The 23,333-nt window shown below is 56.4% G+C and carries 21 protein-coding genes, 2 tRNA genes and 1 rRNA gene; 17 read left to right on the forward strand and 7 right to left on the reverse strand.

All coding sequences use genetic code 11. The features are described from left to right. The first annotated feature begins 46 nt into the window (after positions 1-46). From rrf to KHQ24_RS17955, 3 genes are all read left to right on the forward strand, one after another. A 5S ribosomal RNA gene (rrf, locus tag KHQ24_RS17945) occupies positions 47-162 on the forward strand. Positions 163-219: 57 nt separating this feature from the next. After that, positions 220-296 (forward strand) — tRNA-Asp (locus tag KHQ24_RS17950). 53 nt (positions 297-349) lie between these two features. Continuing rightward, positions 350-425, forward strand: a tRNA-Trp gene (locus tag KHQ24_RS17955). Between the two features lie 109 nt (positions 426-534). Here the strand turns inward: KHQ24_RS17955 and hdfR are convergent. Next, positions 535-1,356 carry an HTH-type transcriptional regulator HdfR gene (gene hdfR, locus KHQ24_RS17960; RefSeq protein ID WP_211777384.1) on the reverse strand — a complete coding sequence of 274 codons (822 nt, stop codon included), beginning with the start codon at positions 1,354-1,356 and terminating at the stop codon, positions 535-537. A 118-nt stretch (positions 1,357-1,474) separates the two neighbouring features. On the opposite strand from hdfR, the gene KHQ24_RS17965 reads away from it, so the two are divergent. Continuing rightward, positions 1,475-1,813 (forward strand): DUF413 domain-containing protein, encoded by a 339-nt coding sequence (locus KHQ24_RS17965; RefSeq protein WP_004886877.1) that lies wholly within the window; start codon positions 1,475-1,477, stop codon positions 1,811-1,813. A gap of 24 nt (positions 1,814-1,837) precedes the next feature. On the opposite strand, the gene KHQ24_RS17970 is transcribed toward KHQ24_RS17965, so the two are convergent. After that, positions 1,838-3,358 (reverse strand): YifB family Mg chelatase-like AAA ATPase, encoded by a 1,521-nt coding sequence (locus KHQ24_RS17970; RefSeq protein ID WP_211777385.1) that lies wholly within the window; start codon positions 3,356-3,358, stop codon positions 1,838-1,840. Between the two features lie 354 nt (positions 3,359-3,712). Between KHQ24_RS17970 and ilvL the strand changes: the two genes are divergently transcribed. From ilvL to ilvA, 7 genes are all read left to right on the forward strand, one after another. Then, positions 3,713-3,811: an ilv operon leader peptide gene (gene ilvL / locus KHQ24_RS17975; RefSeq protein ID WP_001311244.1), complete on the forward strand. Its 99-nt coding sequence runs from the start codon at positions 3,713-3,715 to the stop codon at positions 3,809-3,811. Between the two features lie 87 nt (positions 3,812-3,898). Next, the gene (gene ilvX / locus KHQ24_RS24590) at positions 3,899-3,949 is read left to right on the forward strand and encodes a peptide IlvX (RefSeq protein WP_175426296.1); all 51 of its coding nucleotides are present in this window, start codon (positions 3,899-3,901) and stop codon (positions 3,947-3,949) included. Positions 3,950-3,951: 2 nt separating this feature from the next. After that, positions 3,952-5,598, forward strand: coding sequence for an acetolactate synthase 2 catalytic subunit (gene ilvG, locus KHQ24_RS17985; protein ID WP_004886873.1), 1,647 nt, complete (start codon positions 3,952-3,954; stop codon positions 5,596-5,598). Continuing rightward, positions 5,595-5,852 carry an acetolactate synthase 2 small subunit gene (gene ilvM, locus KHQ24_RS17990; RefSeq protein WP_004886870.1) on the forward strand — a complete coding sequence of 86 codons (258 nt, stop codon included), beginning with the start codon at positions 5,595-5,597 and terminating at the stop codon, positions 5,850-5,852. The genes ilvG and ilvM overlap by 4 nt, the downstream gene beginning before the upstream one ends. A gap of 16 nt (positions 5,853-5,868) precedes the next feature. Continuing rightward, on the forward strand, positions 5,869-6,798 hold the full coding sequence (ilvE, locus tag KHQ24_RS17995; protein ID WP_002883171.1) for a branched-chain-amino-acid transaminase: 930 nt from the start codon (positions 5,869-5,871) through the stop codon (positions 6,796-6,798). A 60-nt stretch (positions 6,799-6,858) separates the two neighbouring features. Then, positions 6,859-8,709 (forward strand): dihydroxy-acid dehydratase, encoded by a 1,851-nt coding sequence (gene ilvD, locus KHQ24_RS18000; protein WP_002883173.1) that lies wholly within the window; start codon positions 6,859-6,861, stop codon positions 8,707-8,709. A 2-nt stretch (positions 8,710-8,711) separates the two neighbouring features. Beyond that, positions 8,712-10,256, forward strand: a complete 1,545-nt coding sequence (ilvA, locus tag KHQ24_RS18005) for a threonine ammonia-lyase, biosynthetic (protein ID WP_017899412.1) — start codon at positions 8,712-8,714, stop codon at positions 10,254-10,256. Here ilvA and ilvY read toward each other — a convergent pair. Then, positions 10,253-11,143 (reverse strand): HTH-type transcriptional activator IlvY, encoded by an 891-nt coding sequence (ilvY, locus tag KHQ24_RS18010; protein WP_002883176.1) that lies wholly within the window; start codon positions 11,141-11,143, stop codon positions 10,253-10,255. The genes ilvA and ilvY overlap by 4 nt on opposite strands. 152 nt (positions 11,144-11,295) lie before the next feature. On the opposite strand from ilvY, the gene ilvC reads away from it, so the two are divergent. Continuing rightward, positions 11,296-12,771, forward strand: a complete 1,476-nt coding sequence (gene ilvC, locus KHQ24_RS18015) for a ketol-acid reductoisomerase (RefSeq protein WP_002883178.1) — start codon at positions 11,296-11,298, stop codon at positions 12,769-12,771. Positions 12,772-12,974: 203 nt separating this feature from the next. On the opposite strand, the gene ppiC (KHQ24_RS18020) is transcribed toward ilvC, so the two are convergent. Both ppiC (KHQ24_RS18020) and ppiC (KHQ24_RS18025) read right to left on the reverse strand, forming a co-directional pair. Next, on the reverse strand, positions 12,975-13,256 hold the full coding sequence (gene ppiC / locus KHQ24_RS18020; RefSeq protein ID WP_211777386.1) for a peptidylprolyl isomerase PpiC: 282 nt from the start codon (positions 13,254-13,256) through the stop codon (positions 12,975-12,977). A 50-nt stretch (positions 13,257-13,306) separates the two neighbouring features. Continuing rightward, entirely contained in the window at positions 13,307-13,588 is a 282-nt protein-coding gene (gene ppiC / locus KHQ24_RS18025; RefSeq protein WP_004886860.1) for a peptidylprolyl isomerase PpiC, read from the reverse strand. Between the two features lie 112 nt (positions 13,589-13,700). Between ppiC (KHQ24_RS18025) and rep the strand changes: the two genes are divergently transcribed. Further along, positions 13,701-15,725, forward strand: coding sequence for a DNA helicase Rep (rep, locus tag KHQ24_RS18030; protein ID WP_004886858.1), 2,025 nt, complete (start codon positions 13,701-13,703; stop codon positions 15,723-15,725). Positions 15,726-15,776: 51 nt separating this feature from the next. On the opposite strand, the gene gppA is transcribed toward rep, so the two are convergent. Together gppA and rhlB are read right to left on the reverse strand one after the other, a co-directional pair. Next, positions 15,777-17,267 (reverse strand): guanosine-5'-triphosphate,3'-diphosphate diphosphatase, encoded by a 1,491-nt coding sequence (gene gppA, locus KHQ24_RS18035; RefSeq protein WP_023319439.1) that lies wholly within the window; start codon positions 17,265-17,267, stop codon positions 15,777-15,779. Positions 17,268-17,384: 117 nt separating this feature from the next. Continuing rightward, complete coding sequence (rhlB, locus tag KHQ24_RS18040) at positions 17,385-18,650, reverse strand: ATP-dependent RNA helicase RhlB (RefSeq protein WP_002883222.1); 1,266 nt, start codon at positions 18,648-18,650, stop codon at positions 17,385-17,387. 342 nt (positions 18,651-18,992) lie between these two features. Here rhlB and trxA point away from each other — a divergent pair, with 342 nt between their 5' ends. The 4 genes from trxA to wzzE all read left to right on the forward strand — a co-directional run bounded on the left by trxA (position 18,993) and on the right by wzzE (position 23,318). After that, complete coding sequence (trxA, locus tag KHQ24_RS18045) at positions 18,993-19,322, forward strand: thioredoxin TrxA (protein ID WP_002883224.1); 330 nt, start codon at positions 18,993-18,995, stop codon at positions 19,320-19,322. Positions 19,323-19,654: 332 nt separating this feature from the next. Further along, positions 19,655-20,914, forward strand: a complete 1,260-nt coding sequence (rho, locus tag KHQ24_RS18050) for a transcription termination factor Rho (protein WP_002883293.1) — start codon at positions 19,655-19,657, stop codon at positions 20,912-20,914. Between the two features lie 240 nt (positions 20,915-21,154). Continuing rightward, a complete protein-coding gene (gene wecA / locus KHQ24_RS18055; protein ID WP_004886849.1) occupies positions 21,155-22,258 on the forward strand; it encodes a UDP-N-acetylglucosamine--undecaprenyl-phosphate N-acetylglucosaminephosphotransferase in 1,104 nt (367 codons plus the stop codon). A gap of 13 nt (positions 22,259-22,271) precedes the next feature. Then, entirely contained in the window at positions 22,272-23,318 is a 1,047-nt protein-coding gene (gene wzzE, locus KHQ24_RS18060; RefSeq protein WP_004886846.1) for an ECA polysaccharide chain length modulation protein, read from the forward strand. Positions 23,319-23,333: the final 15 nt, after the last annotated feature.

Genomic DNA, 23,333 nt, shown 5'->3' on the forward strand with positions numbered 1-23,333 from the left:
AGATTAGTCGATGCGTCCGCAGGACGTGTTGACAAAACAGAATTTGCCTGGCGGCACTAGCGCGGTGGTCCCACCTGACCCCATGCCGAACTCAGAAGTGAAACGCCGTAGCGCCGATGGTAGTGTGGGGTCTCCCCATGTGAGAGTAGGGAACTGCCAGGCATCAAATTGCAGTAAGCCGGGGTGACAACCGGTGGTCATAAAGCGAAAAAATTCGGTGGAGCGGTAGTTCAGTCGGTTAGAATACCTGCCTGTCACGCAGGGGGTCGCGGGTTCGAGTCCCGTCCGTTCCGCCACTTATTTAACATTAAGCCTGCTCAGATAGCAGGCTTAGTGGTAAGAAAGCTTTAGGGGCGTAGTTCAATTGGTAGAGCACCGGTCTCCAAAACCGGGTGTTGGGAGTTCGAGTCTCTCCGCCCCTGCCATTTATAAGAATCCTTTGCTCAGGCAAAGGATTTTTTCTTATCTCTGCTCTCTATCTGCAATATCCCTGTTCAAAATACCTTGCTTCTCTCCGTCCATGGAGAGTACCGCTTATTCCAGGATAGGGCTTTTCAGGATCTCGTGGATCTGCGCCTGCTTATCGCTATTTTGTAACCAGATCGCATAGAGTGGGCGGGACAGCGTAGCGCTGTCCATAACCGTATGTAACCCATGCTTCTCTTTCGCCCAGCGGACAGGTAGCCAACAGCAGCCGCTCAGACGCGATAATTGCTGATAGACCAGTTCAGCTGAAGAGGTAGTGAGCAGCGGAACATCATCGCTTCCTATCAGACCCACTTCGTTTTGCTGAAAATCAGGCCCCCATTCAAGGCGCAAGTAATTCAATTCATTTCTGTTTTTTGCAGGCGATGCGCAATACAAGGCAAGGGTAAAATTACCCAACAGCTGGCTGCTTAATTCATCCATCTTCGGCGATTCGGTGGTGATCAGCAGATCCAACTGGCGTTCGTGAAGCTGTTTAACCAGCGACTGCCGCTGTGCGATACGCGCTTCAAACTGGAGATTGTAAGGTGCGCTGTAGAGGGTGCCGAGCCAGCCGTTAAGCATGCATTCCCACAGCGAGGCGCTGGCTCCGATGGAGAATTCATTATGTCGCGAAGAGTGTGCGACCTCCTTGCGCGCAGCCTGCCAGGTATTCATTAACGTTTCGGCGTAAGGCAGGAGCTTTTCTCCGGCCGTCGTCAGGCGAATGTTATTACGATGTCGGGTGAACAGGTTCACACCAAGTTGATTTTCCAGCTGACGAATACGAAAGCTGACCGCTGACTGCGTCAGGTAAAGCGCCTCTGCTGCTCGCCCAAAGTGACGAGTTCTGCTCACTTCCAGGAAAGTCTTGAGCAATTCCGTATCCACACCGTTCTCCACAAAATTATTTGTCGTGATGATTTAAATGTTTTGTTTGACGCTCTGTCAAGCGTAACTAATACTCCGCGCCATAAATAGCTCGGCCAAAGAATCAGGAGCGTGTAGGATGGCGGAAAGCTTTACGACGACTAATCGTTTTTTCGACAATAAAAATTATCCACGCGGGTTCTCCCGTCACGGTGATTTCACCATCAAAGAGGCGCAACTGCTGGAACGTCATGGTTATGCCTTTAACGAACTGGAACTGGGTAAACGCGAACCTGTTACCGATGATGAAAAACAGTTTGTCTCGGTGTGCCGTGGTGAGCGTGAGCCGGTAACGGAAGCAGAACGCGTATGGATTAAGTATATGGCGCGCATCAAGCGGCCGAAGCGTTTCCATACCCTTTCCGGCGGCAAACCGCAGATGGAAGGCGCTGACGATTACACCGAAAGCGATGACTAAGAAAAAAGGGCGTAAGCCCTTTTTTTACGCCATCATTTTCTGCAGATGGTTTAGCATCCGGTCTATCGCCCGATAGCTGAGCGCCTCCTGCAAATGACGGCGTTCAATCTCTTCAGCCTCTGCCAGATCGGCAATGGTTCTCGCCACCTTTAACAGACGCTGCCAGGCTCGAATAGAGAGCCCCAACTGCGTTAGCGTCTGTTCCAGCCAGACAGCGTCCTCCCGCCGTAAGTGGCAGCAGCTCTTCATTTCACGATTCTCAAGATGAGCATTGAGCTTATTTTGCCTGAGCATTTGCCGTTCGCGCGCCGCCAGCACCCGCTGCCGGACCGTTGCGCTAGACTCTTCGCCCTGCGTGCCCTGGCTCAGTATCCCTGGCGGCGGCAGCGGGATCTCTAAGGAGAGATCGAAGCGGTCAAGGAAGGGGCCTGACAGACGTCCCAGATAACGTAATGTCTGCTCAGGCGATGTACGATTATGTTTGCCCTGATAATGCCCTGTCGGGCTTGGGTTCATCGCCGCGATAAGCTGAAAGCGCGCCGGATAGTCAATTTTGGCGCGCGAGCGTGATATGTGGATCTTGCCTGACTCAATGGGTTCGCGCAGCGCATCCAGTACACGCCGCTCAAACTCAGGCAGTTCATCAAGAAACAGCACGCCATTATGGGCCAGGGAAATCTCACCGGGGACCGGTATTGAGCCGCCGCCCACCATCGCTGCCAGCGAGGCGCTATGGTGAGGCGCGCGAAACGGCCTCTGACGCCACCGGGTCTTCGCGGTATGCAGATTGACCAGGCTCTGAATGGCCGTGCTCTCCAGGGCTTCCTGATTGCTTAATGGCGGCAGGAGACCGGGTAGCCGGCTGGCAAGCATGGTTTTCCCGGTGCCGGGTGGGCCGATCAGGAGCAGGTTGTGACCCCCGGCGGCCACAATCTCCAGCGCTCGCTTGCCCTGCTGCTGGCCGATAACATCGCGCAGATCTTCGCCGCGTTCATCAACGGTGGGTGCCTCGGCGAGAGGCGGCGAAAGCGATGTCTGCCCCGCGAGAAAAGCACACACCTCCTGCAGATGGTCGGCGACCAGGCAATCGCTGCCGCCGATCAGGCCGACCTCAGCCGCATTATCAGAGGAGACGACGATGCGCCGGCCGGCTTTGATGGCTTCCATTGCGCTGGGGATCGCCCCTGGAACGCCGCGTAACCCACCTGTGAGGGCGAGTTCGCCCACAAACTCATATTGATTCAGTCGCGTCGTGTTGAGCTGCTCTGAGGCAACGAGAAGCGCGAGAGCGATAGGTAGATCGTATCGCCCGCCCTCTTTAGGCAGATCCGCTGGCGCCAGGTTAATGGTTATTTTCTTCGCAGGGAAAGCGTAGCCGCTGTTGATCAGGGCGCTGCGAACCCGGTCACGGGCCTCTTTCACGGTGGTCTCCGGCAGTCCGACCATAGTCAGGCCGGGCAGACCGTTGCTGAGATGAATCTCGACAGTAATCAATGGCGCTTCGATACCGAGCGCCGCGCGGGTATAGACGATGGCGAGCGACATAAAACCTCCTGGACCAGGCAGGATTATGGCTGACCTGTGTTAAAACGGGATCGGTAATAGTCAGAAGTTAGGACCATAAATCCATACTTTTCGCGCCATATTGTTACATTTAGCCGAAACTGGAAGTTCGCTCGCAAAACAGAGCGGCGTTGGGAAGGAGGGCGCAAAAGAGCGCGGCAGGCGAGAGAAAACTGAGTTTTTTTCATCTTCGAATTTTTTCATATAAAACAATTATTTTTGCTGAAACTGTTAGGCTGCTCAGCAACAGAGATATAAAAAAATCTTGTGTTTTATGTGATGTCTGTGGTACCTCTTTAGGTATTCCTTCGAACAAGAAGCCAGAAAGTACAGAAAATGACAGCCCTTCTACGAGTGATTAGCCTGGTCGTGATTAGCGTGGTGGTGATTATTATCCCACCGTGCGGGGCTGCACTTGGACGAGGAAAGGCTTAATAATCAAGCCTTAACGAACTAAGACCCCCGCACCGAAAGGTCCGGGGGTTTTTTTATAACTGAAATAACCTAAGCGAGGAGCAGATGATGACTTTTAGCATAAAATTCTGTTTCTCCCGATTTATGACGGGGAACTAACTATGAATGGCGCGCAGTGGGTGGTACATGCTTTGCGGACACAGGGGGTCGACACCGTTTTTGGCTATCCGGGTGGCGCAATTATGCCGGTTTACGATGCACTGTATGACGGCGGCGTGGAGCACCTGCTGTGCCGGCATGAGCAAGGGGCAGCCATGGCGGCCATTGGTTATGCGCGAGCAACCGGTAAAACCGGGGTATGTATCGCGACTTCCGGCCCGGGCGCAACCAACCTGATCACCGGCCTGGCGGACGCTTTGCTTGACTCCATCCCCATTGTCGCTATCACCGGCCAGGTGGCCGCACCCTTCATCGGCACGGATGCGTTCCAGGAGGTAGACGTTCTCGGTTTGTCACTGGCCTGTACTAAGCACAGTTTCCTCGTGCAGTCTCTGGACGAGCTGCCGCGGGTCATTGCTGAAGCTTTCCAGGTGGCAAACTCAGGCCGTCCAGGCCCGGTGCTGGTTGATATCCCTAAGGATATTCAGATGGCGCAGGGCGATCTCGATCCCCATTTCTCTATGGTCGCCGATGAGATGGCATTCCCGCAGGCGGAAGTGGCTCAGGCTCTGCAGATGCTGGCTCAATCGCAGCAACCGATGCTGTATGTTGGCGGCGGGGTCGGCATGGCGCAGGCGGTACCGGCGCTGCGCGAATTCCTCGCAGTGACCCGGATGCCGGCGACCTGCACCCTGAAAGGGCTGGGCGTGGTGGACGCCGATTACCCGTATTATCTCGGCATGCTGGGAATGCACGGCACCAAGGCGGCCAATCTGGCGGTACAGGAGTGCGATCTGCTGATCGCTGTCGGCGCGCGCTTTGACGATCGCGTGACTGGCAAGCTCAACACCTTCGCGCCGCATGCCAAAGTGATCCATATGGACATCGATCCGGCGGAGCTGAACAAGCTGCGCCAGGCGCACATTGGTCTGACCGGCGATCTGAACCGCTTGCTGCCGGCGCTGCAGCAGCCGTTAGCGATCGATGGCTGGCGCGAGCGGAGTGCCGCACTGCGTGCCGATCACGCCTGGCGTTACGATCATCCCGGTGAGGCTATCTACGCGCCGCTGCTGCTGAAACAGCTTTCCGACCGCAAGCCGGCGGACAGCGTGGTGACAACCGACGTAGGCCAGCATCAGATGTGGTCGGCTCAGCATATGACCTATACCCGCCCGGAAAACTTCATCACCTCCAGCGGCTTAGGCACCATGGGCTTTGGCCTGCCGGCCGCCGTTGGTGCCCAGGTGGCGCGCCCTAACGATACGGTGATCTGTATCTCTGGTGACGGCTCCTTCATGATGAATGTGCAGGAGCTGGGCACCGTAAAACGCAAGCAGTTACCGCTGAAGATCGTATTACTCGACAACCAGCGGTTAGGGATGGTTCGACAATGGCAGCAGCTGTTTTTCCAGGAACGTTATAGCGAAACCACTCTGACTGATAACCCTGATTTCCTCACGCTGGCCAGCGCCTTCGGTATTCCTGGCCAACACATCACCCGTAAAGACCAGGTTGAAGCGGCACTCGACACCATGCTTTCGAGCCAGGGGCCATACCTGCTTCATGTCTCAATCGACGAACTTGAGAATGTCTGGCCGTTGGTGCCGCCCGGCGCCAGTAACTCTGAAATGCTGGAGAAATTATCATGATGCAACATCAGGTCGCTTTACAGGCACGTTTCAACCCGGAAACCTTAGAGCGCGTGCTGCGCGTTGTCCGTCACCGTGGTTTTCAAATCTGCGCAATGAACATGGAAACCGCAGCGGACGCACAGAACATAAATATCGAATTGACCGTTGCCAGCCCGCGGCCCGTCGAATTACTGTTTAGTCAATTAAGTAAACTGGTCGACGTTGCCTGCGTCGAGATCCAGCAACCCACATCACAACAAATCCGCGCCTGAGCGCAAAGGAAGAAAAATGACGACGAAAAAAGCTGATTACATCTGGTTCAATGGCGAGATGGTTCCGTGGGGCGAAGCGAAAGTTCATGTGATGTCCCATGCGCTGCACTATGGCACCTCGGTATTCGAAGGCATCCGTTGCTACGACTCGCACAAAGGCCCGGTGGTGTTCCGTCATCGCGAACATATGCAGCGTCTGCATGACTCAGCCAAAATTTATCGTTTCCCGGTCTCCCAGAGCGTCGACGAACTGATGGAAGCCTGCCGCGAAGTCATTCGCACTAATAATCTGACCAGCGCTTATATCCGCCCGCTGGTGTTTGTTGGCGATGTCGGCATGGGGGTAAACCCGCCTCCGGGTTACAACACTGACGTGATCATCGCGGCGTTCCCGTGGGGAGCCTACCTCGGCGCAGAAGCGCTGGAGCAGGGGATCGATGCCATGGTCTCTTCCTGGAACCGCGCGGCGCCGAACACCATCCCGACGGCGGCGAAAGCCGGCGGCAACTATCTCTCCTCGCTGCTGGTTGGCAGCGAAGCGCGTCGCCATGGCTACCAGGAAGGTATCGCCCTCGATGTTAACGGCTATATCTCTGAAGGCGCTGGCGAAAACCTGTTTGAAGTGAAGGACGGCGTGCTGTTCACTCCGCCGTTTACCTCTTCCGCGCTGCCGGGCATTACCCGCGACGCCATCATCAAGCTGGCGAAAGATCTCGGTATTGAAGTCCGCGAGCAGGTATTGTCCCGTGAATCCCTGTACCTGGCGGATGAAGTCTTCATGTCCGGCACCGCGGCGGAAATCACCCCGGTACGCAGCGTGGATGGCATCCAGGTCGGCGCAGGCCGTCGCGGTCCGGTCACCAAACGCATTCAGGAAGCCTTCTTTGGCCTCTTCACCGGTGAAACAGAAGATAAATGGGGCTGGTTGGATCCGGTAAGTAAGTAATTAAAAATGGGACGGCACGCACCGTCCCATTTAATAAACACAGATGGGAGTAAAAAGAGCATGCCTAAGTACCGTTCCGCCACCACCACACATGGCCGCAATATGGCGGGCGCCCGCGCGTTGTGGCGCGCAACCGGGATGACCGATGCCGATTTCGGCAAACCGATTATCGCCGTCGTTAACTCCTTTACCCAGTTTGTTCCTGGGCACGTGCACCTGCGCGACCTCGGCAAACTGGTTGCCGAGCAGATTGAAGCCGCCGGTGGCGTGGCCAAAGAATTCAACACCATCGCAGTGGATGATGGGATCGCCATGGGCCACGGGGGTATGCTCTATTCACTGCCATCCCGCGAGCTGATCGCCGACTCGGTGGAGTACATGGTTAACGCCCATTGTGCGGATGCGATGGTCTGTATCTCCAACTGCGACAAAATCACCCCGGGGATGCTGATGGCTTCCCTGCGCCTGAACATTCCGGTGATCTTTGTGTCCGGCGGCCCGATGGAAGCCGGGAAAACCAAGCTGTCAGATAAAATCATCAAGCTCGACCTGGTGGATGCGATGATCCAGGGGGCGGATCCGAAAGTGTCCGACGAGCAGAGTAATCAGGTGGAACGCTCCGCCTGTCCGACCTGCGGCTCCTGTTCCGGGATGTTCACCGCCAACTCCATGAACTGTCTGACCGAAGCGCTGGGCCTGTCGCAGCCGGGTAACGGCTCTCTGTTGGCGACCCACGCCGATCGTAAGGAGCTGTTCCTTAACGCCGGGAAACGTATCGTTGAGCTGACCAAACGCTATTACGAGCAGGATGACGCTTCCGCGCTGCCGCGCAATATCGCCAGCAAGGCGGCCTTTGAGAACGCCATGACGCTGGATATCGCCATGGGCGGTTCCACCAACACCGTTCTGCACCTGCTGGCGGCGGCGCAGGAAGCTGAAATCGACTTCACCATGAGCGATATCGATAAGCTTTCCCGCAAAGTGCCGCAGCTGTGTAAGGTGGCGCCGAGCACGCAGAAATACCATATGGAAGATGTGCATCGCGCCGGCGGCGTGCTGGGCATTCTGGGCGAGCTGGACCGCGCCGGGCTGTTGAATCGCGAGGTCAAAAACGTTCTCGGCCTGACGCTGCCGCAGACCCTGGAACAGTACGATGTGATGGTGACCCAGGACGACGCGGTGAAAAAAATGTTCCGCGCCGGGCCGGCGGGCATCCGTACCACCCAGGCGTTCTCGCAAGACTGCCGCTGGGATACGCTGGATGACGATCGCGCCGAAGGCTGTATCCGTTCTCTGGAACACGCTTACAGCAAGGACGGCGGCCTGGCGGTGCTGTACGGCAATTTCGCGGAAAACGGCTGTATCGTGAAAACCGCCGGCGTGGACGACAGCATCCTGAAATTTACCGGTCCGGCGAAAGTGTATGAGAGCCAGGACGATGCGGTTGAGGCCATCCTCGGCGGTAAAGTCGTTGAAGGCGACGTCGTGGTGATCCGCTACGAAGGGCCGAAAGGCGGGCCGGGGATGCAGGAGATGCTTTACCCCACCAGCTTCCTGAAGTCGATGGGGCTGGGCAAAGCCTGTGCGCTGATCACCGATGGCCGTTTCTCCGGCGGCACCTCAGGGCTCTCTATCGGTCACGTCTCACCGGAAGCGGCGAGCGGCGGCAACATTGCGCTCATTGAAGATGGCGACATGATCGCGATTGATATTCCGAACCGCAGCATCCAGCTGCAGCTGAGCGATGCGGAAATTGCGGCGCGTCGTGAAGCCCAGGAAGCGCGTGGCGACCAGGCGTGGACGCCGAAGAATCGCCAGCGTCAGGTCTCCTTTGCCCTTCGCGCCTACGCCAGCCTGGCGACCAGCGCCGACAAAGGCGCGGTTCGCGATAAATCGAAACTGGGTGGCTAATCATGGCGGATTCACAACCCCTGTCCGGCGCACCTGAGGGCGCCGAATACCTGAGAGCAGTGCTGCGCGCGCCGGTTTATGAAGCGGTGCAGAAAACGCCGCTGCAAAAAATGGACAAACTCTCTTCTCGCCTGGATAACGTTATTCTGGTGAAGCGCGAAGATCGCCAACCGGTACACAGCTTTAAGCTGCGCGGCGCCTACGCGATGATGTCCAGCCTGACCGCGGAACAGAAATCCCACGGGGTGATCACCGCCTCGGCGGGCAATCATGCCCAGGGCGTGGCGTTCTCCGCATCGCGGCTGGGCGTTAAGGCGCTGATCGTGATGCCGGTAGCGACCGCCGACATCAAAGTGGATGCCGTTCGCGGCTTTGGCGGCGAAGTGCTGCTGCATGGCGCCAACTTTGACGAAGCGAAGGCGAGGGCGATTGAGCTGGCGCAGCAGCAGGGCTTTACCTGGGTGCCGCCGTTCGATCACCCGATGGTCATCGCCGGTCAGGGAACCCTGGCGCTGGAGCTGCTGCAGCAGGATGCCCACATCGACCGCGTGTTCGTCCCGGTGGGCGGCGGCGGCCTGGCGGCAGGCGTGGCGGTGCTGATCAAGCAGCTGATGCCGCAGATTAAAGTGATCGCGGTGGAAGCGGAAGATTCGGCCTGCCTGAAGGCGGCGCTGGACGCCGGTCATCCGGTGGACCTGCCGCGCGTCGGCTTGTTTGCCGAAGGCGTGGCGGTCAAACGCATCGGCGATGAAACCTTCCGTCTGTGCCAGGAGTATCTGGACGACATCATCACCGTCGACAGCGACGCTATTTGCGCGGCGATGAAGGATCTGTTCGAAGATGTGCGGGCGGTGGCAGAGCCTTCCGGCGCGCTGGCGCTGGCGGGGATGAAGAAATATGTCGCTCAGCACAATATTCGCGGCGAGCGACTGGCTCACATCCTGTCCGGGGCCAACGTCAACTTCCACGGTCTGCGCTACGTGTCTGAGCGCTGCGAGCTCGGGGAACAGCGCGAAGCGCTGCTGGCGGTGACGATCCCGGAAGAGAAGGGCAGCTTTCTGAAGTTTTGCCAGCTACTGGGGGGCCGCTCGGTGACGGAGTTCAACTACCGCTTTGCCGATGCCAAAGACGCCTGTATTTTTGTGGGGGTACGCCTGAGTCGTGGCCTGGAAGAGCGCAAAGAGATCCTCCAGTTACTGAACGACGGCGGCTACAGCGTGGTGGATCTCTCTGATGATGAGATGGCTAAGCTGCATGTGCGCTATATGGTCGGCGGCCGGCCGTCAAAAGCGCTGCAGGAGCGGCTGTTCAGCTTCGAGTTTCCGGAATCGCCGGGGGCGCTGCTGAAATTCCTGCATACCCTTGGCACCCACTGGAATATTTCACTGTTCCACTACCGCAGCCACGGCACTGACTATGGTCGGGTACTGGCGGCCTTCGAGTTGGGCGAGCACGAGCCGGACTTTGAAACTCGTCTCAATGAGCTGGGCTATGAGTGCCACGACGAAACGCATAACCCGGCATTCCGCTTTTTCCTCGCGGGTTAGTGGTTGGGAAGAATTTTCCAGAAAGCATCAATAAGCGGCTCATGCAGCCGCTTTTTTTGTGCGCAAACGCCCAGCTCAAACGGCGTTTGCTCATCGCTGCGCTCCAGGATCATCACCCTGTTGCGTACCGGCTCCGGACTGTTCTCCAGCACCACTTCCGGCAGCAGCGCCACGCCGCATCCCAGGGCGACCATCGACACCATCGCTTCGTGCCCGCCGACGGTGGCGTAGATCGACGGATTGCTGATTTTATGCCGCCGAAACCACAGCTCGATGCGCCGACGTACCGGCCCCTGGTCGGCCATGATAAAGGGCACTGTCGACCAGTCGGGGCGCTCGACGGTCACCTGGTTGCGCACCGGGCAGGGAAGGGCCGGGGCAATTAACACCACGGCGAGGTTCTCCAGCATCGAAAACGCCACCGACCCTGGCAGAGTCTCCGGCTTACCGGCAATCGCCAGGTCGGCTTCGCCGGTGACCACCTTCTCCATGGCGTCGGCGGCGTCGCCGGTCGACAGCTTGATCTCCACCGAGGGGTGCGCGGCGCGAAAGCGGTCGAGGATCGGCGGCAGATGGCTATAGGCGGCGGTGACGGAGCAGAAGATGTGCAACTCGCCGGAGAGCGAAGGGCCCTGCTGATCGATGACGTGACGAAGCTGCTGATACTGCAGTAAAGTCTGTTGGGCAAAGGTACGTAACTCTTCCCCGGCTTCGGTAAGGGTCACCGTGCGATTATCTCGCACGAACAGCGGCTGGCCGAGGTCCTCTTCCAGGCGCTGGATCTGGCGCGAAAGCGTCGACGGGCTGACGTGCATGGCCCGCGCGCTGCGGCCAAAATGGCGGCTTTCCGCCAGATGCAGAAAGGTTTTCAGATCGCGTAAATCCACGGCGCGTACTCCCCGGTTTTGTATTTCATAAAATGCAACGTGACGTTGTGAATATATCAATTTCCGCAATAAAATTCCTGTCATATAGTAAGTTCATTCTCGCAAAAGCGAACCGAACAATAAGCACGACACAACATCACGGAGTTACAGACATGGCTAACTACTTTAATACACTGAACCTGCGCCAGCAGCTGGCACAGCTGGGCAAATGCCGCTTTATGGCGCGCGACGAATTCGCCGATGGCGCAAGCTACCTTCAGGGTAAAAAAGTGGTCATCGTCGGCTGCGGCGCGCAGGGCCTGAACCAGGGTCTGAACATGCGTGACTCCGGCCTGGATATCTCCTATGCGCTGCGCAAAGAAGCGATCGCCGAGAAGCGCGCCTCCTGGCGTAAAGCGACCGAAAACGGCTTCAAAGTCGGCACTTATGAAGAGCTGATCCCGCAGGCGGACCTGGTGGTTAACCTGACTCCGGACAAACAGCACTCTGACGTTGTGCGCTCCGTACAGCCGCTGATGAAAGACGGCGCGGCGCTGGGCTACTCCCACGGTTTCAACATCGTGGAAGTGGGCGAGCAGATCCGTAAAGACATCACCGTGGTGATGGTGGCGCCGAAGTGCCCGGGTACCGAAGTGCGTGAAGAGTACAAACGCGGTTTCGGCGTACCGACGCTTATCGCGGTACATCCGGAAAACGACCCGAAAGGCGAAGGCATGGCCATTGCGAAAGCATGGGCGGCGGCGACCGGCGGCCATCGTGCGGGCGTGCTGGAATCTTCCTTCGTTGCCGAAGTGAAATCTGACCTGATGGGCGAGCAGACCATCCTCTGCGGCATGCTGCAGGCGGGTTCTCTGCTGTGCTTCGACAAGCTGGTGGCGGAAGGTACCGATCCGGCGTATGCAGAAAAACTGATTCAGTTCGGCTGGGAAACCATCACCGAAGCGCTGAAGCAGGGCGGCATTACCCTGATGATGGATCGCCTCTCTAACCCGGCGAAACTGCGCGCTTATGCGCTCTCCGAGCAGCTGAAAGAGATTATGGCGCCGCTGTTCCAGAAACACATGGACGACATCATTTCCGGCGAATTCTCCTCCGGTATGATGGCGGACTGGGCGAACGACGATAAGAAACTGCTGACCTGGCGTGAAGAGACTGGTAAAACCGCGTTCGAAACCGCGCCGCAGTATGAAGGTAAAATCGGCGAGCAGGAGTACTTCGATAAAGGCGTTCTGATGATCGCGATGGTGAAAGCGGGCGTTGAGCTGGCCTTCGAAACCATGGTGGCCTCCGGCATCATCGAAGAGTCCGCGTACTATGAATCTCTGCACGAGTTGCCGCTGATCGCCAATACTATTGCCCGTAAGCGTCTGTACGAGATGAACGTGGTTATCTCCGATACCGCTGAATATGGTAACTACCTGTTCTCTTATGCTTGCGTACCGCTGCTGAAAGAGTTCATGACCACCCTGCAGACTGGCGACCTGGGTACGGCGATTGCCGAAGGCGCGGTAGACAACGCTCAGCTGCGTGATGTTAACGAAGCCATTCGCAGCCACGCTATTGAGCAGGTTGGTAAGAAACTGCGCGGTTATATGACCGATATGAAGCGTATCGCGGTAGCCGGCTAATTCCTCGTCGTCTTTCGACTTGCCGATGCGTTGGCTACGGTACGTACACCCCAGTCACATAGTAATCTATGTTCGTGGGGATGTACCTCCTTGCCGCCTTCCGGCAAGCCGAAATCCATAGAGGAATGGATTTGTTTAATAGGCCTGATAAGCGAAGCGCCATCAGGCAAAAACCCGGAGATTAAGATCCCCGGGTTTTTTTATTATTTCCGGTACAGCACTTTGATGATGTGGTAGCCGAACTGGGTATGCAGCGGTCCGGTTGGCTCCAGCACCGGGCAGGAGAAAACCACTTTATCGAACGCCGGCACCATCTGGCCCTGGCGGAACTCACCTAAATCACCGCCGCGTTTGCCTGATGGGCAAATGGAGTGCTTCTTCGCCAGCTTACCGAAGTCGGCGCCGTTTTTAATCTGCTCCAGAAGATCCAGAGCCAGTTTCTCTTCTCTAACAAGAATATGCAGTGCTGCTGCTGTTTTTGCCATGATCGTGCCTTGAATAGGTTGAGATAAATCGGGGCGCAATATACCACGCGTCAGCGGCGATAAAGCACCTTAATGATATGGTAGCCAAATTTGGTTTTTACCGGACCGTAGGGCTTGAGAAGTGGGCAGCTAAAGACCGCCTGATCGAATGGGCCGACCATCGCGCCTTGCTGAAACTCCCCCAGATCGCCGCCGTTACGCCCGGACGGGCATTTCGAATAGCGCTTTGCCAGATGATCGAAGCTGATGCCGCGTTCCAGTTTGGCAAGGATCTCCTGGGCCAGTTTCTCTTCTTTGACCAGGATATGCAGGGCTGCTGCGGTCTTTTTCATGGTTCTGCTCTACGGGTTAATCGCGATTTCTTCACTTTACCATCAGTCGGTAAATCTCGGCTCCGCTTTCTGCTACAATCGCCACCCCGTTCGAAGATTGAGCAAGACTCCCATGCGTTTAAACCCTGGCCAACAACAAGCCGTCGAATTTGTAACCGGACCTTGCCTGGTGCTGGCGGGCGCCGGCTCCGGTAAGACCCGCGTGATCACCAATAAAATCGCCCACCTGATCCGCGGCTGCGGCTATCAGGCGCGCCATATCGCGGCCGTGACCTTTACCAACAAAGCCGCGCGCGAGATGAAAGAGCGCGTTGGGCAAACGCTGGGGCGCAAAGAGGCACGCGGGCTGATGATTTCCACCTTCCACACTCTGGGGCTGGATATCATCAAGCGGGAATACGCCGCGCTGGGCATGAAGTCTAACTTCTCCTTATTCGACGATACTGACCAGGTGGCGCTGCTCAAAGAGCTGACCGAAGGGTTGATCGAAGATGACAAAGTGGTGCTCCAGCAGTTGATCTCGACGATCTCCAACTGGAAAAACGATCTGAAAACCCCGGCGCAGGCCGCCGCGGGTGCGAAAGGCGAACGGGATCGCATTTTCGCCCACTGCTATGGGCTGTACGATGCGCATATGAAGGCCTGCAATGTCCTCGATTTTGACGATCTGATCCTGCTGCCGACGCTGCTGCTGCAGCGCAACGAGGAGGTGCGCGAACGCTGGCAGAATAAGATCCGCTACCTGCTGGTGGATGAGTATCAGGATACCAACACCAGCCAGTATGAGCTGGTGAAGCTGCTGGTGGGCCAGCGGGCGCGTTTTACCGTGGTAGGCGACGATGACCAGTCGATCTACTCGTGGCGCGGCGCGCGGCCGCAGAACCTGGTGCTGCTCAGCCAGGACTTCCCGGCGCTGCAGGTTATCAAGCTTGAGCAGAACTATCGCTCCTCCGGGCGTATTCTGAAAGCCGCTAACATTCTGATCGCCAATAACCCGCACGTTTTTGAAAAGCGGCTGTTCTCTGAGCTGGGATATGGCGCTGAGCTGAAAGTGCTCTCCGCCAACAATGAAGATCATGAAGCGGAGCGCGTGGCCGGGGAGCTGATCGCCCACCACTTCATTAATAAAACCAATTACAAAGACTACGCGATCCTTTATCGCGGCAATCACCAGTCGCGGGTCTTTGAAAAGATGCTGATGCAGAACCGCATCCCGTACAAAATCTCCGGCGGCACGTCGTTCTTCTCGCGCCCGGAAATTAAAGATCTGCTGGCCTATCTGCGCGTGCTGACCAACCCGGACGACGACAGCGCCTTCCTGCGTATCGTGAATACACCGAAGCGCGAGATCGGCCCGGCGACGCTGCAAAAGCTCGGTGAGTGGGCGATGGGCCGCAACAAAGGATTGTTCACCGCCAGCTTTGATATGGGTCTCAGCCAGACGCTGACCGGGCGCGGCTATGAATCACTCACCCGCTTCACCCACTGGCTGCGTGAGATCCAGCAGCTGGCCGAACGCGAGCCGGTTAACGCCGTGCGCGACTTAATCCGCGGAATTGACTACGAATCCTGGCTGTATGAAACCTCGCCCAGCCCGAAGGCCGCAGAAATGCGCATGAAAAACGTCAACCAGCTGTTCACCTGGATGACCGAGATGCTGGAAGGCAGCGAAATCGATGAGCCAATGACCCTGACGCAGGTGGTCACCCGCTTTACGCTGCGCGACATGATGGAGCGCGGTGAATCGGATGAAGAGCTGGATCAGGTGCAGCTGATGACCCTTCATGCCTCAAAAGGGCTGGAGTTCCCGTATGTTTACCTGGTGGGAATGGAAGAGGGATTGCTCCCGCACCAGAGCAGCATTGATGAAGATAATGTCGATGAAGAGCGCCGGTTAGCCTACGTGGGCATCACCCGCGCGCAGAAAGAGCTGACCTTTACGCTCTGTAAGGAGCGCCGGCAGTATGGTGAGGTGGTGCGCCCGGAACCGAGCCGTTTTCTGCTGGAGCTACCCCAGGACGATCTGATTTGGGAGCAGGCGCGCAAAGTGATTACCGCTGAAGAGCGAATGCATAAAGGACAGGCTAACGTGGCGAACATTCGCGCCATGCTGGCAAAAGCTAAAGAGAAAGGATAGCGATAAGCTGGCCGGGTAAGGCGAAGCCGCCGCCCGGCAATGTTCAGCGTATTACTTCACCTCAAGTACCCAGTGCACATAGCTCTGCCACTGGCATTCCTGTTCGATCAGCTCAGCCCCAAGCGGGTGATTATCCAGCCAGTTTTCCGGCAGCGTCAGGGACAGTTTTTCATCATCGGCCACAAGATTGATGGCGGGCAGCAAATCGTCACGCCGCCGGCTGGCAAAGAGTATCGCCAGTCGCAGCAGGCGACAAAGATGTTCGGCAACTCGCGGCGGAACGGCATTCTGCTGATGAAGCGATGAGAGGTCGATGGCGTTAGTCTGGTTAAGCAGCAGCGTCGCAATCAGCTTCTTCTGCGCCGGGGTAAAGCCGGGCAGGTCGAGATTATTGACCAGATAGGCCGCGTGCTGCGGCGCGCGCTTAAAATCCACGCTCAGGCCAATTTCATGCAATGCACAGGCGCTGAGGAGCAAGTCGCGGCTTAGCGGATCCAGCTCCCAGCTGCCGTCCAGCTGGCTGAGCAGGTGGCTGGCGAGACCAGCGACGCGCTGGGCCTGTTCGGTGTCGATCATAAAACGACGCTGAATATTACGCAGAGTGCGGCTGCGGATGTCCTGTTCAACGGAGAGATGCAGCATGCCGTACACCAGACCTTCACGTAACGCGCCGCCCGCGAGGGTCATACACTGAATATTCAGTTCGCTGAAGATAGCGATAAGGATCGCCAGCCCGCTTGGAAACACCAGCGCTCGCTCAAGGGTTAAGCCTTCGATCTCCAGCTCTTCCAGGCGTCCGCACTGAATGGCGCGCTGTTTAAGCTGCTGGAGTTTGGTCAGGGTGATCCGCTCATCCATCCCCTGCGCCATCATAATTTCCTGCAGAGCCTGAACGGTGCCGGAGGCGCCAACGCACACTTTCCATCCGTGATAGCGCAGCACATCGGCGACGGGCAGCAGCACCTCACGCGCGGCCGCCTCGGCAAGATCGAAATTTTCTTTCGTCAGGCTGCGATCGGCGAAATAGCGTTCAAGCCAGGTCACACAGCCCATCGACAGGCTAAATAGCGAGGTCGTTTGCGCGCCGGTTCCGGTCACCAGTTCGGTGCTGGCGCCGCCGATATCGACCACCAGTCGCTGATCGGCGCCGCCGGTGGTGTGGGCGACCCCCTGATAAATCAGACGCGCTTCTTCTTCGCCGCTAATGACCTGTACCGGACTGCCGAGGATCTCCTGCGCTTTCGCCAGAAATTCGCCGGCATTGACGGCAAGACGCAGCGTGGCGGTGGCCACGACGCGGATTTGCGCCGGCGGAATATCCTGCAGGCGTTCGGCAAACAGGCGTAAGCACTGCCAGCCGCGCTCCATCGCTTCTGCGGAGAGCGTGTTGTCGCTATTCAGGCCGGCGGCAAGACGGACTTTGCGCTTAATGCGGCTCAGCGTCTGGATACTGCCAGCCACCTCGCGCACCACCAACATATGGAAACTGTTGGAGCCCAAATCAATGGCGGCATACAGCGAGGTGGAGCTCATGCTCTTCATCGTTCAGAAGGCTCCCTGGTCGACGGGGCGCTTGTGCCCAATCCGTGTAACTGAGCGGGTTGCCGGGGAAGCGCGCCCTGGCACATTCTGAATGATTGAGCGTATAGCATAGATTTCTTAACCTGAACGACGACGATTGCGCGGTGGACCGTTGCGGCGCGGGCCGTTGCCTGGGCGAGCACGGGTCAGGCGCAGCGGCTTCGGCAGATCGGTCATCAGCGCGTCCGGGTTGTACTTGCTGACCGGAATTGAGTGACCAATATAGGTTTCGATAGCCGGCAGGTTCAGCGCATACTCTTCGCAGGCGAGGCTGATGGAGTGACCGCTGGCGCCAGCGCGACCGGTACGGCCAATGCGGTGAACGTAATCTTCGCAATCGTCTGGTAGATCGTAGTTAAAGACGTGGGTCACGGCCGGAATGTGCAAGCCACGAGCGGCAACGTCAGTCGCGACCAGGATATCGAGGTCGCCGCGGGTAAATTCTTCGAGAATACGCAGACGTTTTTTCTGCGCCACGTCGCCGGTCAGCAGACCTACGCGATGGCCGTCGGCGGCGAGATGGCCCCAGATATCTTCACAACGATGCTTGGTATTGGCGAAGACGATGGCGCGATCGGGCCACTCTTCTTCCAGCAGCGTCTGCAGCAGGCGCATTTTTTCTTCGTTGGACGGGTAGAAGAGCTCTTCTTTAATACGGTGGCCCGTTTTCTGTTCCGGCTCGACTTCAACGTACTCGGCGTTGTTCATTTGTTCGAACGCCAGTTCGCGTACGCGATAGGAAAGGGTCGCGGAGAACAGCATGTTCAGACGCTGAGTGGCCGGCGGCATGCGGCGGAATAGCCAGCGGATATCTTTAATAAAGCCGAGATCGTACATGCGATCGGCTTCGTCCAGCACGACGACCTGAATGGCGCCGAGGTTAATGTGGTTTTGCTTCGCGTAATCGATCAGACGACCGGTGGTGCCGATCAGAATATCGACGCCGCTTTCCAGCACTTTTAGCTGCTTATCGTAGCCGTCGCCGCCGTAAGCCAGACCCAGCTTCAGACCGGTGGCCTGCGCCAGCGGTTCAGCGTCCGCGTGGATCTGTACCGCCAGTTCACGCGTCGGCGCCATAATCAGCGCGCGCGGCTGGTTTACCTGGCGATCGGCGATAGCCGGGTGAGAGAGAAGATAATGAAACGTCGACGTCAGGAACGCCATCGTTTTACCGGTACCGGTTTGCGCCTGCCCGGCGACATCGCGGCCTTCCAGCGTCAGCGGAAGGGCGAGGGCCTGAATAGGTGTGCAATTATGAAACCCTTTCTTTTCAAGGGCTTCAATGACTGCCGGGTGCAGGGCGAAGTCGGAAAACTTCTGTTCTGTTAAATGTGTTTTGCTCATAGTGTGGTAGAATATCAGCTAACTATTGCATTAAGAAAGCGTATCCGGTGAAATAACGTCAACCTTTCGTTGGCGGTGTGCGAAATTATTCAAGGTACGTCTACGGTAACTGAACGAATCCAGGATAGCTTAGACCACTAAGCGAGTCGGGAGCGATAAATCTGCAGCATGCAGTTCGCGTTCGGGCAACCCTGGCGTCAAAAGGTGGGTCCATGATGGATCGCGCCAGTTGGCAGACCAGAGAATTGAGGTATCCTGAAGAATAGCGTGCATAACGTAGCTGCAGCGCGTCGTTGATGGCTACGACACCAACACACCAGGCTTATTCCTGTGGAGTTAAATATGAGCGATAAAATTATTCACCTGACTGACGACAGTTTTGACACGGACGTACTCAAGGCTGACGGGCTGACCCTCGTCGATTTCTGGGCAGAGTGGTGTGGTCCGTGCAAAATGATCGCCCCGATTCTGGATGAGATCGCTGAAGAGTATCAGGGCAAACTGACCGTAGCTAAGCTGAACATCGACCAGAACCCGGGTACCGCGCCGAAGTACGGCATTCGCGGCATCCCAACCCTGCTGCTGTTCAAAAACGGCGAAGTGGCGGCCACCAAAGTTGGCGCCCTGTCCAAGGGTCAGCTGAAAGAGTTCCTCGACGCCAACCTGGCGTAAGCGAATTGCTGTTCCGGCGTCCAGATTCCTATTTTTTGCGGAACTCTGGACGCCCGGCTGGAGTCGTGCTAAGTTAATCCACAGACTTCGTTTTAAACATACCTTGTTTGAATCTTGTTTTACCCGAAGCATCCCGCAAAAAAATGCGCGTGAAGCTATTAATTCCGGGCTTTTCACTCATTCCGTCTAGTCGTTTCAGTTCTGCGTTCTTTCCTGTGACCAGGCAACGTACAGACACGAGATGAAGGCCGTTAACAGGCATGGAAGTTCCTGCCATACCATTCACAACATTAAGTTCGAGATTTACCCCGAGTTTAAGAACCCACACCACTATGAATCTTACCGAATTAAAGAATACGCCGGTTTCTGAGCTGATTACTCTCGGCGAAAATATGGGGCTGGAAAATCTGGCTCGTATGCGTAAGCAGGATATTATTTTTGCCATCCTCAAGCAGCATTCGAAGAGTGGCGAAGATATCTTTGGCGACGGCGTACTGGAGATACTGCAGGATGGATTTGGATTCCTCCGCTCCGCAGACAGCTCCTACCTCGCCGGCCCTGACGACATCTACGTATCCCCCAGCCAAATCCGCCGTTTCAACCTCCGCACTGGTGACACCATTTCCGGTAAGATTCGTCCTCCGAAAGAGGGTGAGCGTTACTTTGCGCTGCTGAAAGTTAACGAAGTTAACTACGACAAGCCGGAAAACGCCCGTAACAAGATCCTGTTCGAGAACTTAACGCCGCTGCACGCGAATTCTCGTCTGCGTATGGAGCGTGGTAACGGTTCTACCGAAGACTTAACCGCTCGCGTACTGGATCTGGCTTCCCCGATTGGCCGCGGCCAGCGTGGTCTGATCGTCGCGCCGCCGAAAGCCGGTAAAACCATGCTGCTGCAGAACATCGCGCAGAGCATCGCTTACAACCATCCGGACTGCGTGCTGATGGTGCTGCTGATCGACGAACGTCCGGAAGAAGTGACCGAGATGCAGCGTCTGGTGAAAGGTGAAGTCGTTGCTTCCACCTTCGACGAACCGGCATCCCGTCACGTTCAGGTTGCTGAGATGGTTATCGAGAAAGCGAAACGTCTGGTTGAACACAAGAAAGACGTTATCATCCTGCTCGACTCCATTACCCGTCTGGCGCGCGCCTACAACACTGTGGTCCCGGCTTCCGGTAAAGTGCTGACCGGTGGTGTGGACGCTAACGCCCTGCACCGTCCGAAGCGTTTCTTCGGCGCGGCGCGTAACGTTGAAGAGGGCGGCAGCCTGACCATCATCGCCACGGCGCTGATCGACACTGGCTCCAAAATGGATGAAGTTATCTACGAAGAGTTTAAAGGCACCGGTAACATGGAGCTGCACCTCTCTCGTAAGATTGCTGAAAAACGCGTCTTCCCGGCTATCGATTACAACCGTTCCGGTACGCGTAAAGAAGAGCTGCTCACCACTCAGGAAGAGCTGCAGAAAATGTGGATCCTGCGCAAAATTATCCATCCGATGGGTGAGATCGACGCGATGGAATTCCTCATTAATAAACTGGCAATGACTAAGACGAATGATGACTTCTTCGATATGATGAAGCGCTCGTAAGGTAAAAAAAGCCAAAAACGCCACGCCTTTGCGTGGCGTTTTCATTTTGGGATTTGTATGATCCAGAGACAGAGAAAGCGGGACGAAAGTTGTCGTATAATGGCGCCGGACAGCAGGCGGAGACAGCTTTAACAGACTAAAATCTATACAATAAATTTGTAATGTTCTGCTTTTCCCCTTCTGGAGTTGGGGCATCATCGCTATACTTCCCGGATTAACTATGCTGAGAGCACATGCGTTGTGAATTTACTCACTGCTATTACTGAATTAATCAGTATTTTCTTATTCACGACCCTCTTTATTTTTGTCGCGCGGAAAGTGGCAAAAAAGATTGGGTTAGTGGATAAACCAAACTATCGCAAACGGCATCAGGGGTTGATTCCGTTGGTCGGTGGTATCTCAGTTTATGCAGGCATCTGTTTTACCTTCGCTATCGCCGATTATTATATTCCTCACGCCTCGCTGTATCTGGCCTGTGCGGGGGTATTGGTGCTGGTTGGTGCGCTGGACGATCGCTTCGACATCAGCGTGAAAATTCGCGCGGTCATTCAGGCCGCGATCGCCGTGATTATGATGATGGCAGGGAATCTGCATCTGAGTAGTCTGGGCTTTATTTTTGGCTCGTGGGAGCTGGTGCTGGGGCCCTTCGGCTTCTTCCTTACTCTGTTTGCCGTCTGGGCCGCCATCAATGCGTTTAATATGGTCGATGGGATTGACGGTCTGCTCGGCGGCCTGTCATCGGTCTCCTTTGCGGCGACCGGGATCATCCTTTGGTTTGATGGCCAGTACAGCCTGGCGATGTGGTGTTTTGCGATGATCGCCGCCATTCTGCCCTATATTCTTCTTAATCTTGGCGCCCTCGGCCGCCGCTATAAAGTTTTTATGGGTGACGCCGGCAGCACCATGATTGGCTTCACCATCATCTGGATCTTGCTGGAAACCACCCAAGGTAAAACGCATCCCATCAGCCCGGTCACTGCGCTGTGGATTATCGCTATCCCGTTGATGGATATGGTGGCGATTATGTATCGCCGCCTGCGTAAAGGCATGAGTCCTTTCTCACCGGACCGGCAGCATATTCATCATTTGATCATGCGCGCCGGGTTTACTTCCCGCCAGGCGTTCGTCCTGATTACCCTGGCCGCTGCCCTGCTGGCGCTGGTTGGCGTCGCGGCGGAATATACCCGCATTGTGCCGGAATGGGTGATGTTAATTCTCTTTTTGGTGGCCTTCTTCCTTTATGGCTACTGTATTAAGCGCGCCTGGAAAGTGGCGCGTCTGGTTAAGCGCATCAGACGCAGAATTCGGCGACACAGCGGCAATAATCCGAAACTAACCAAGTAAAGCTGGGGATGTGATGACTCAACCATTACCGGGAGCACAAGCAGTGAACGTTGAGAACGAGCTGGATATTCGCGGGCTGTTTCGCGCTTTATGGGCAGGAAAAGGCTGGATAGTCGGCGGCGCTGTTCTCTTCGCCGCTATCGTGTTGGTGTACACCTTCTTTGCTCGCCAGGAGTGGAGCGCCACGGCGATCACCGATCGGCCTACTGTCAACATGTTGGGGGGGTACTATTCCCAGCAGCAGTTCTTACGCAATCTGGATATCAAAGCCGACCTGGCCTCGGTGGATCAGCCTTCCGCCATGGATGAAGCGTATAAAGAGTTCATCATGCAGCTGGCCTCCTGGGACACCCGGCGTGATTTCTGGCTGCAAACGGACTACTACAAGCAGCGCCAGTCGGGTAATGCTCGCGCCGATGCGGCGATGCTGGATGATTTGATTAACAATATCCAGTTTATGCCCGGCGATGCGGCCAAGAGCGTCAATGACAGCGTCAAACTGACTGCCGAGACCGGGCAGGATGCCAATAATTTGCTGCGCCAGTATGTGGCTTTCGCCAGCCAGCGGGCGGCCGGCCATCTTAACGACGAACTCAAAGGCGCCTGGGCGGCGCGGACGGTGCAAATGAAGGCGCAGGTGAAGCGCCAGGAGGAGGTGGCCGAGGCTATTTTCAACCGCCGGACCCACAGCGTGGAGCAAGCGCTGAAGGTCGCTCAGCAGCATAACATCTCACGCAGCGAAACGGATGTTCCTGCCGATCAGTTGCCGGATTCAGAGCTATTTTTATTGGGCAGGCCGATGCTGCAGGCCAGACTGGAAAACCTGCAGGCCGTCGGACCGGAATATGACCTCGATTACGACCAGAATCGCGCCATGCTGAGCACGTTGAACGTCGGTCCAACGTTGGACCCGCGTTTTCAGACTTACCGGTATTTGCGAACGCCGGAAGAACCTGTAAAACGCGATAGCCCGCGCCGTGTATTTCTGATGGTGATGTGGGGGATTGTGGGTGCGCTCATCGGCGCAGGCGTGGCGTTATCGCGTCGTCGTGTCCTGTGATTGCGGCCTGTGGTG

The organism is Klebsiella sp. 54, assembly GCF_018223875.1.
Taxonomy (GTDB): Bacteria; Pseudomonadota; Gammaproteobacteria; order Enterobacterales; family Enterobacteriaceae; genus Klebsiella; species Klebsiella quasipneumoniae.

What these genes read in the sequence shown, in the direction of transcription:
- KHQ24_RS17965 (WP_004886877.1), top strand. Translation starts at nt 1,475, where the DNA reads ATGGCGGAAAGCTTTACGACGACTAATCGTTTTTTCGACAATAAAAAT.
- KHQ24_RS17970 (WP_211777385.1), bottom strand. Translation starts at nt 3,358, where the DNA reads ATGTCGCTCGCCATCGTCTATACCCGCGCGGCGCTCGGTATCGAAGCG.
- ilvL (WP_001311244.1), top strand. Translation starts at nt 3,713, where the DNA reads ATGACAGCCCTTCTACGAGTGATTAGCCTGGTCGTGATTAGCGTGGTG.
- ilvG (WP_004886873.1), top strand. Translation starts at nt 3,952, where the DNA reads ATGAATGGCGCGCAGTGGGTGGTACATGCTTTGCGGACACAGGGGGTC.
- ilvM (WP_004886870.1), top strand. Translation starts at nt 5,595, where the DNA reads ATGATGCAACATCAGGTCGCTTTACAGGCACGTTTCAACCCGGAAACC.
- ilvE (WP_002883171.1), top strand. Translation starts at nt 5,869, where the DNA reads ATGACGACGAAAAAAGCTGATTACATCTGGTTCAATGGCGAGATGGTT.
- ilvD (WP_002883173.1), top strand. Translation starts at nt 6,859, where the DNA reads ATGCCTAAGTACCGTTCCGCCACCACCACACATGGCCGCAATATGGCG.
- ilvA (WP_017899412.1), top strand. Translation starts at nt 8,712, where the DNA reads ATGGCGGATTCACAACCCCTGTCCGGCGCACCTGAGGGCGCCGAATAC.
- ilvC (WP_002883178.1), top strand. Translation starts at nt 11,296, where the DNA reads ATGGCTAACTACTTTAATACACTGAACCTGCGCCAGCAGCTGGCACAG.
- ppiC (WP_211777386.1), bottom strand. Translation starts at nt 13,256, where the DNA reads ATGGCAAAAACAGCAGCAGCACTGCATATTCTTGTTAGAGAAGAGAAA.
- ppiC (WP_004886860.1), bottom strand. Translation starts at nt 13,588, where the DNA reads ATGAAAAAGACCGCAGCAGCCCTGCATATCCTGGTCAAAGAAGAGAAA.
- rep (WP_004886858.1), top strand. Translation starts at nt 13,701, where the DNA reads ATGCGTTTAAACCCTGGCCAACAACAAGCCGTCGAATTTGTAACCGGA.
- gppA (WP_023319439.1), bottom strand. Translation starts at nt 17,267, where the DNA reads ATGAAGAGCATGAGCTCCACCTCGCTGTATGCCGCCATTGATTTGGGC.
- rhlB (WP_002883222.1), bottom strand. Translation starts at nt 18,650, where the DNA reads ATGAGCAAAACACATTTAACAGAACAGAAGTTTTCCGACTTCGCCCTG.
- trxA (WP_002883224.1), top strand. Translation starts at nt 18,993, where the DNA reads ATGAGCGATAAAATTATTCACCTGACTGACGACAGTTTTGACACGGAC.
- rho (WP_002883293.1), top strand. Translation starts at nt 19,655, where the DNA reads ATGAATCTTACCGAATTAAAGAATACGCCGGTTTCTGAGCTGATTACT.
- wzzE (WP_004886846.1), top strand. Translation starts at nt 22,272, where the DNA reads ATGACTCAACCATTACCGGGAGCACAAGCAGTGAACGTTGAGAACGAG.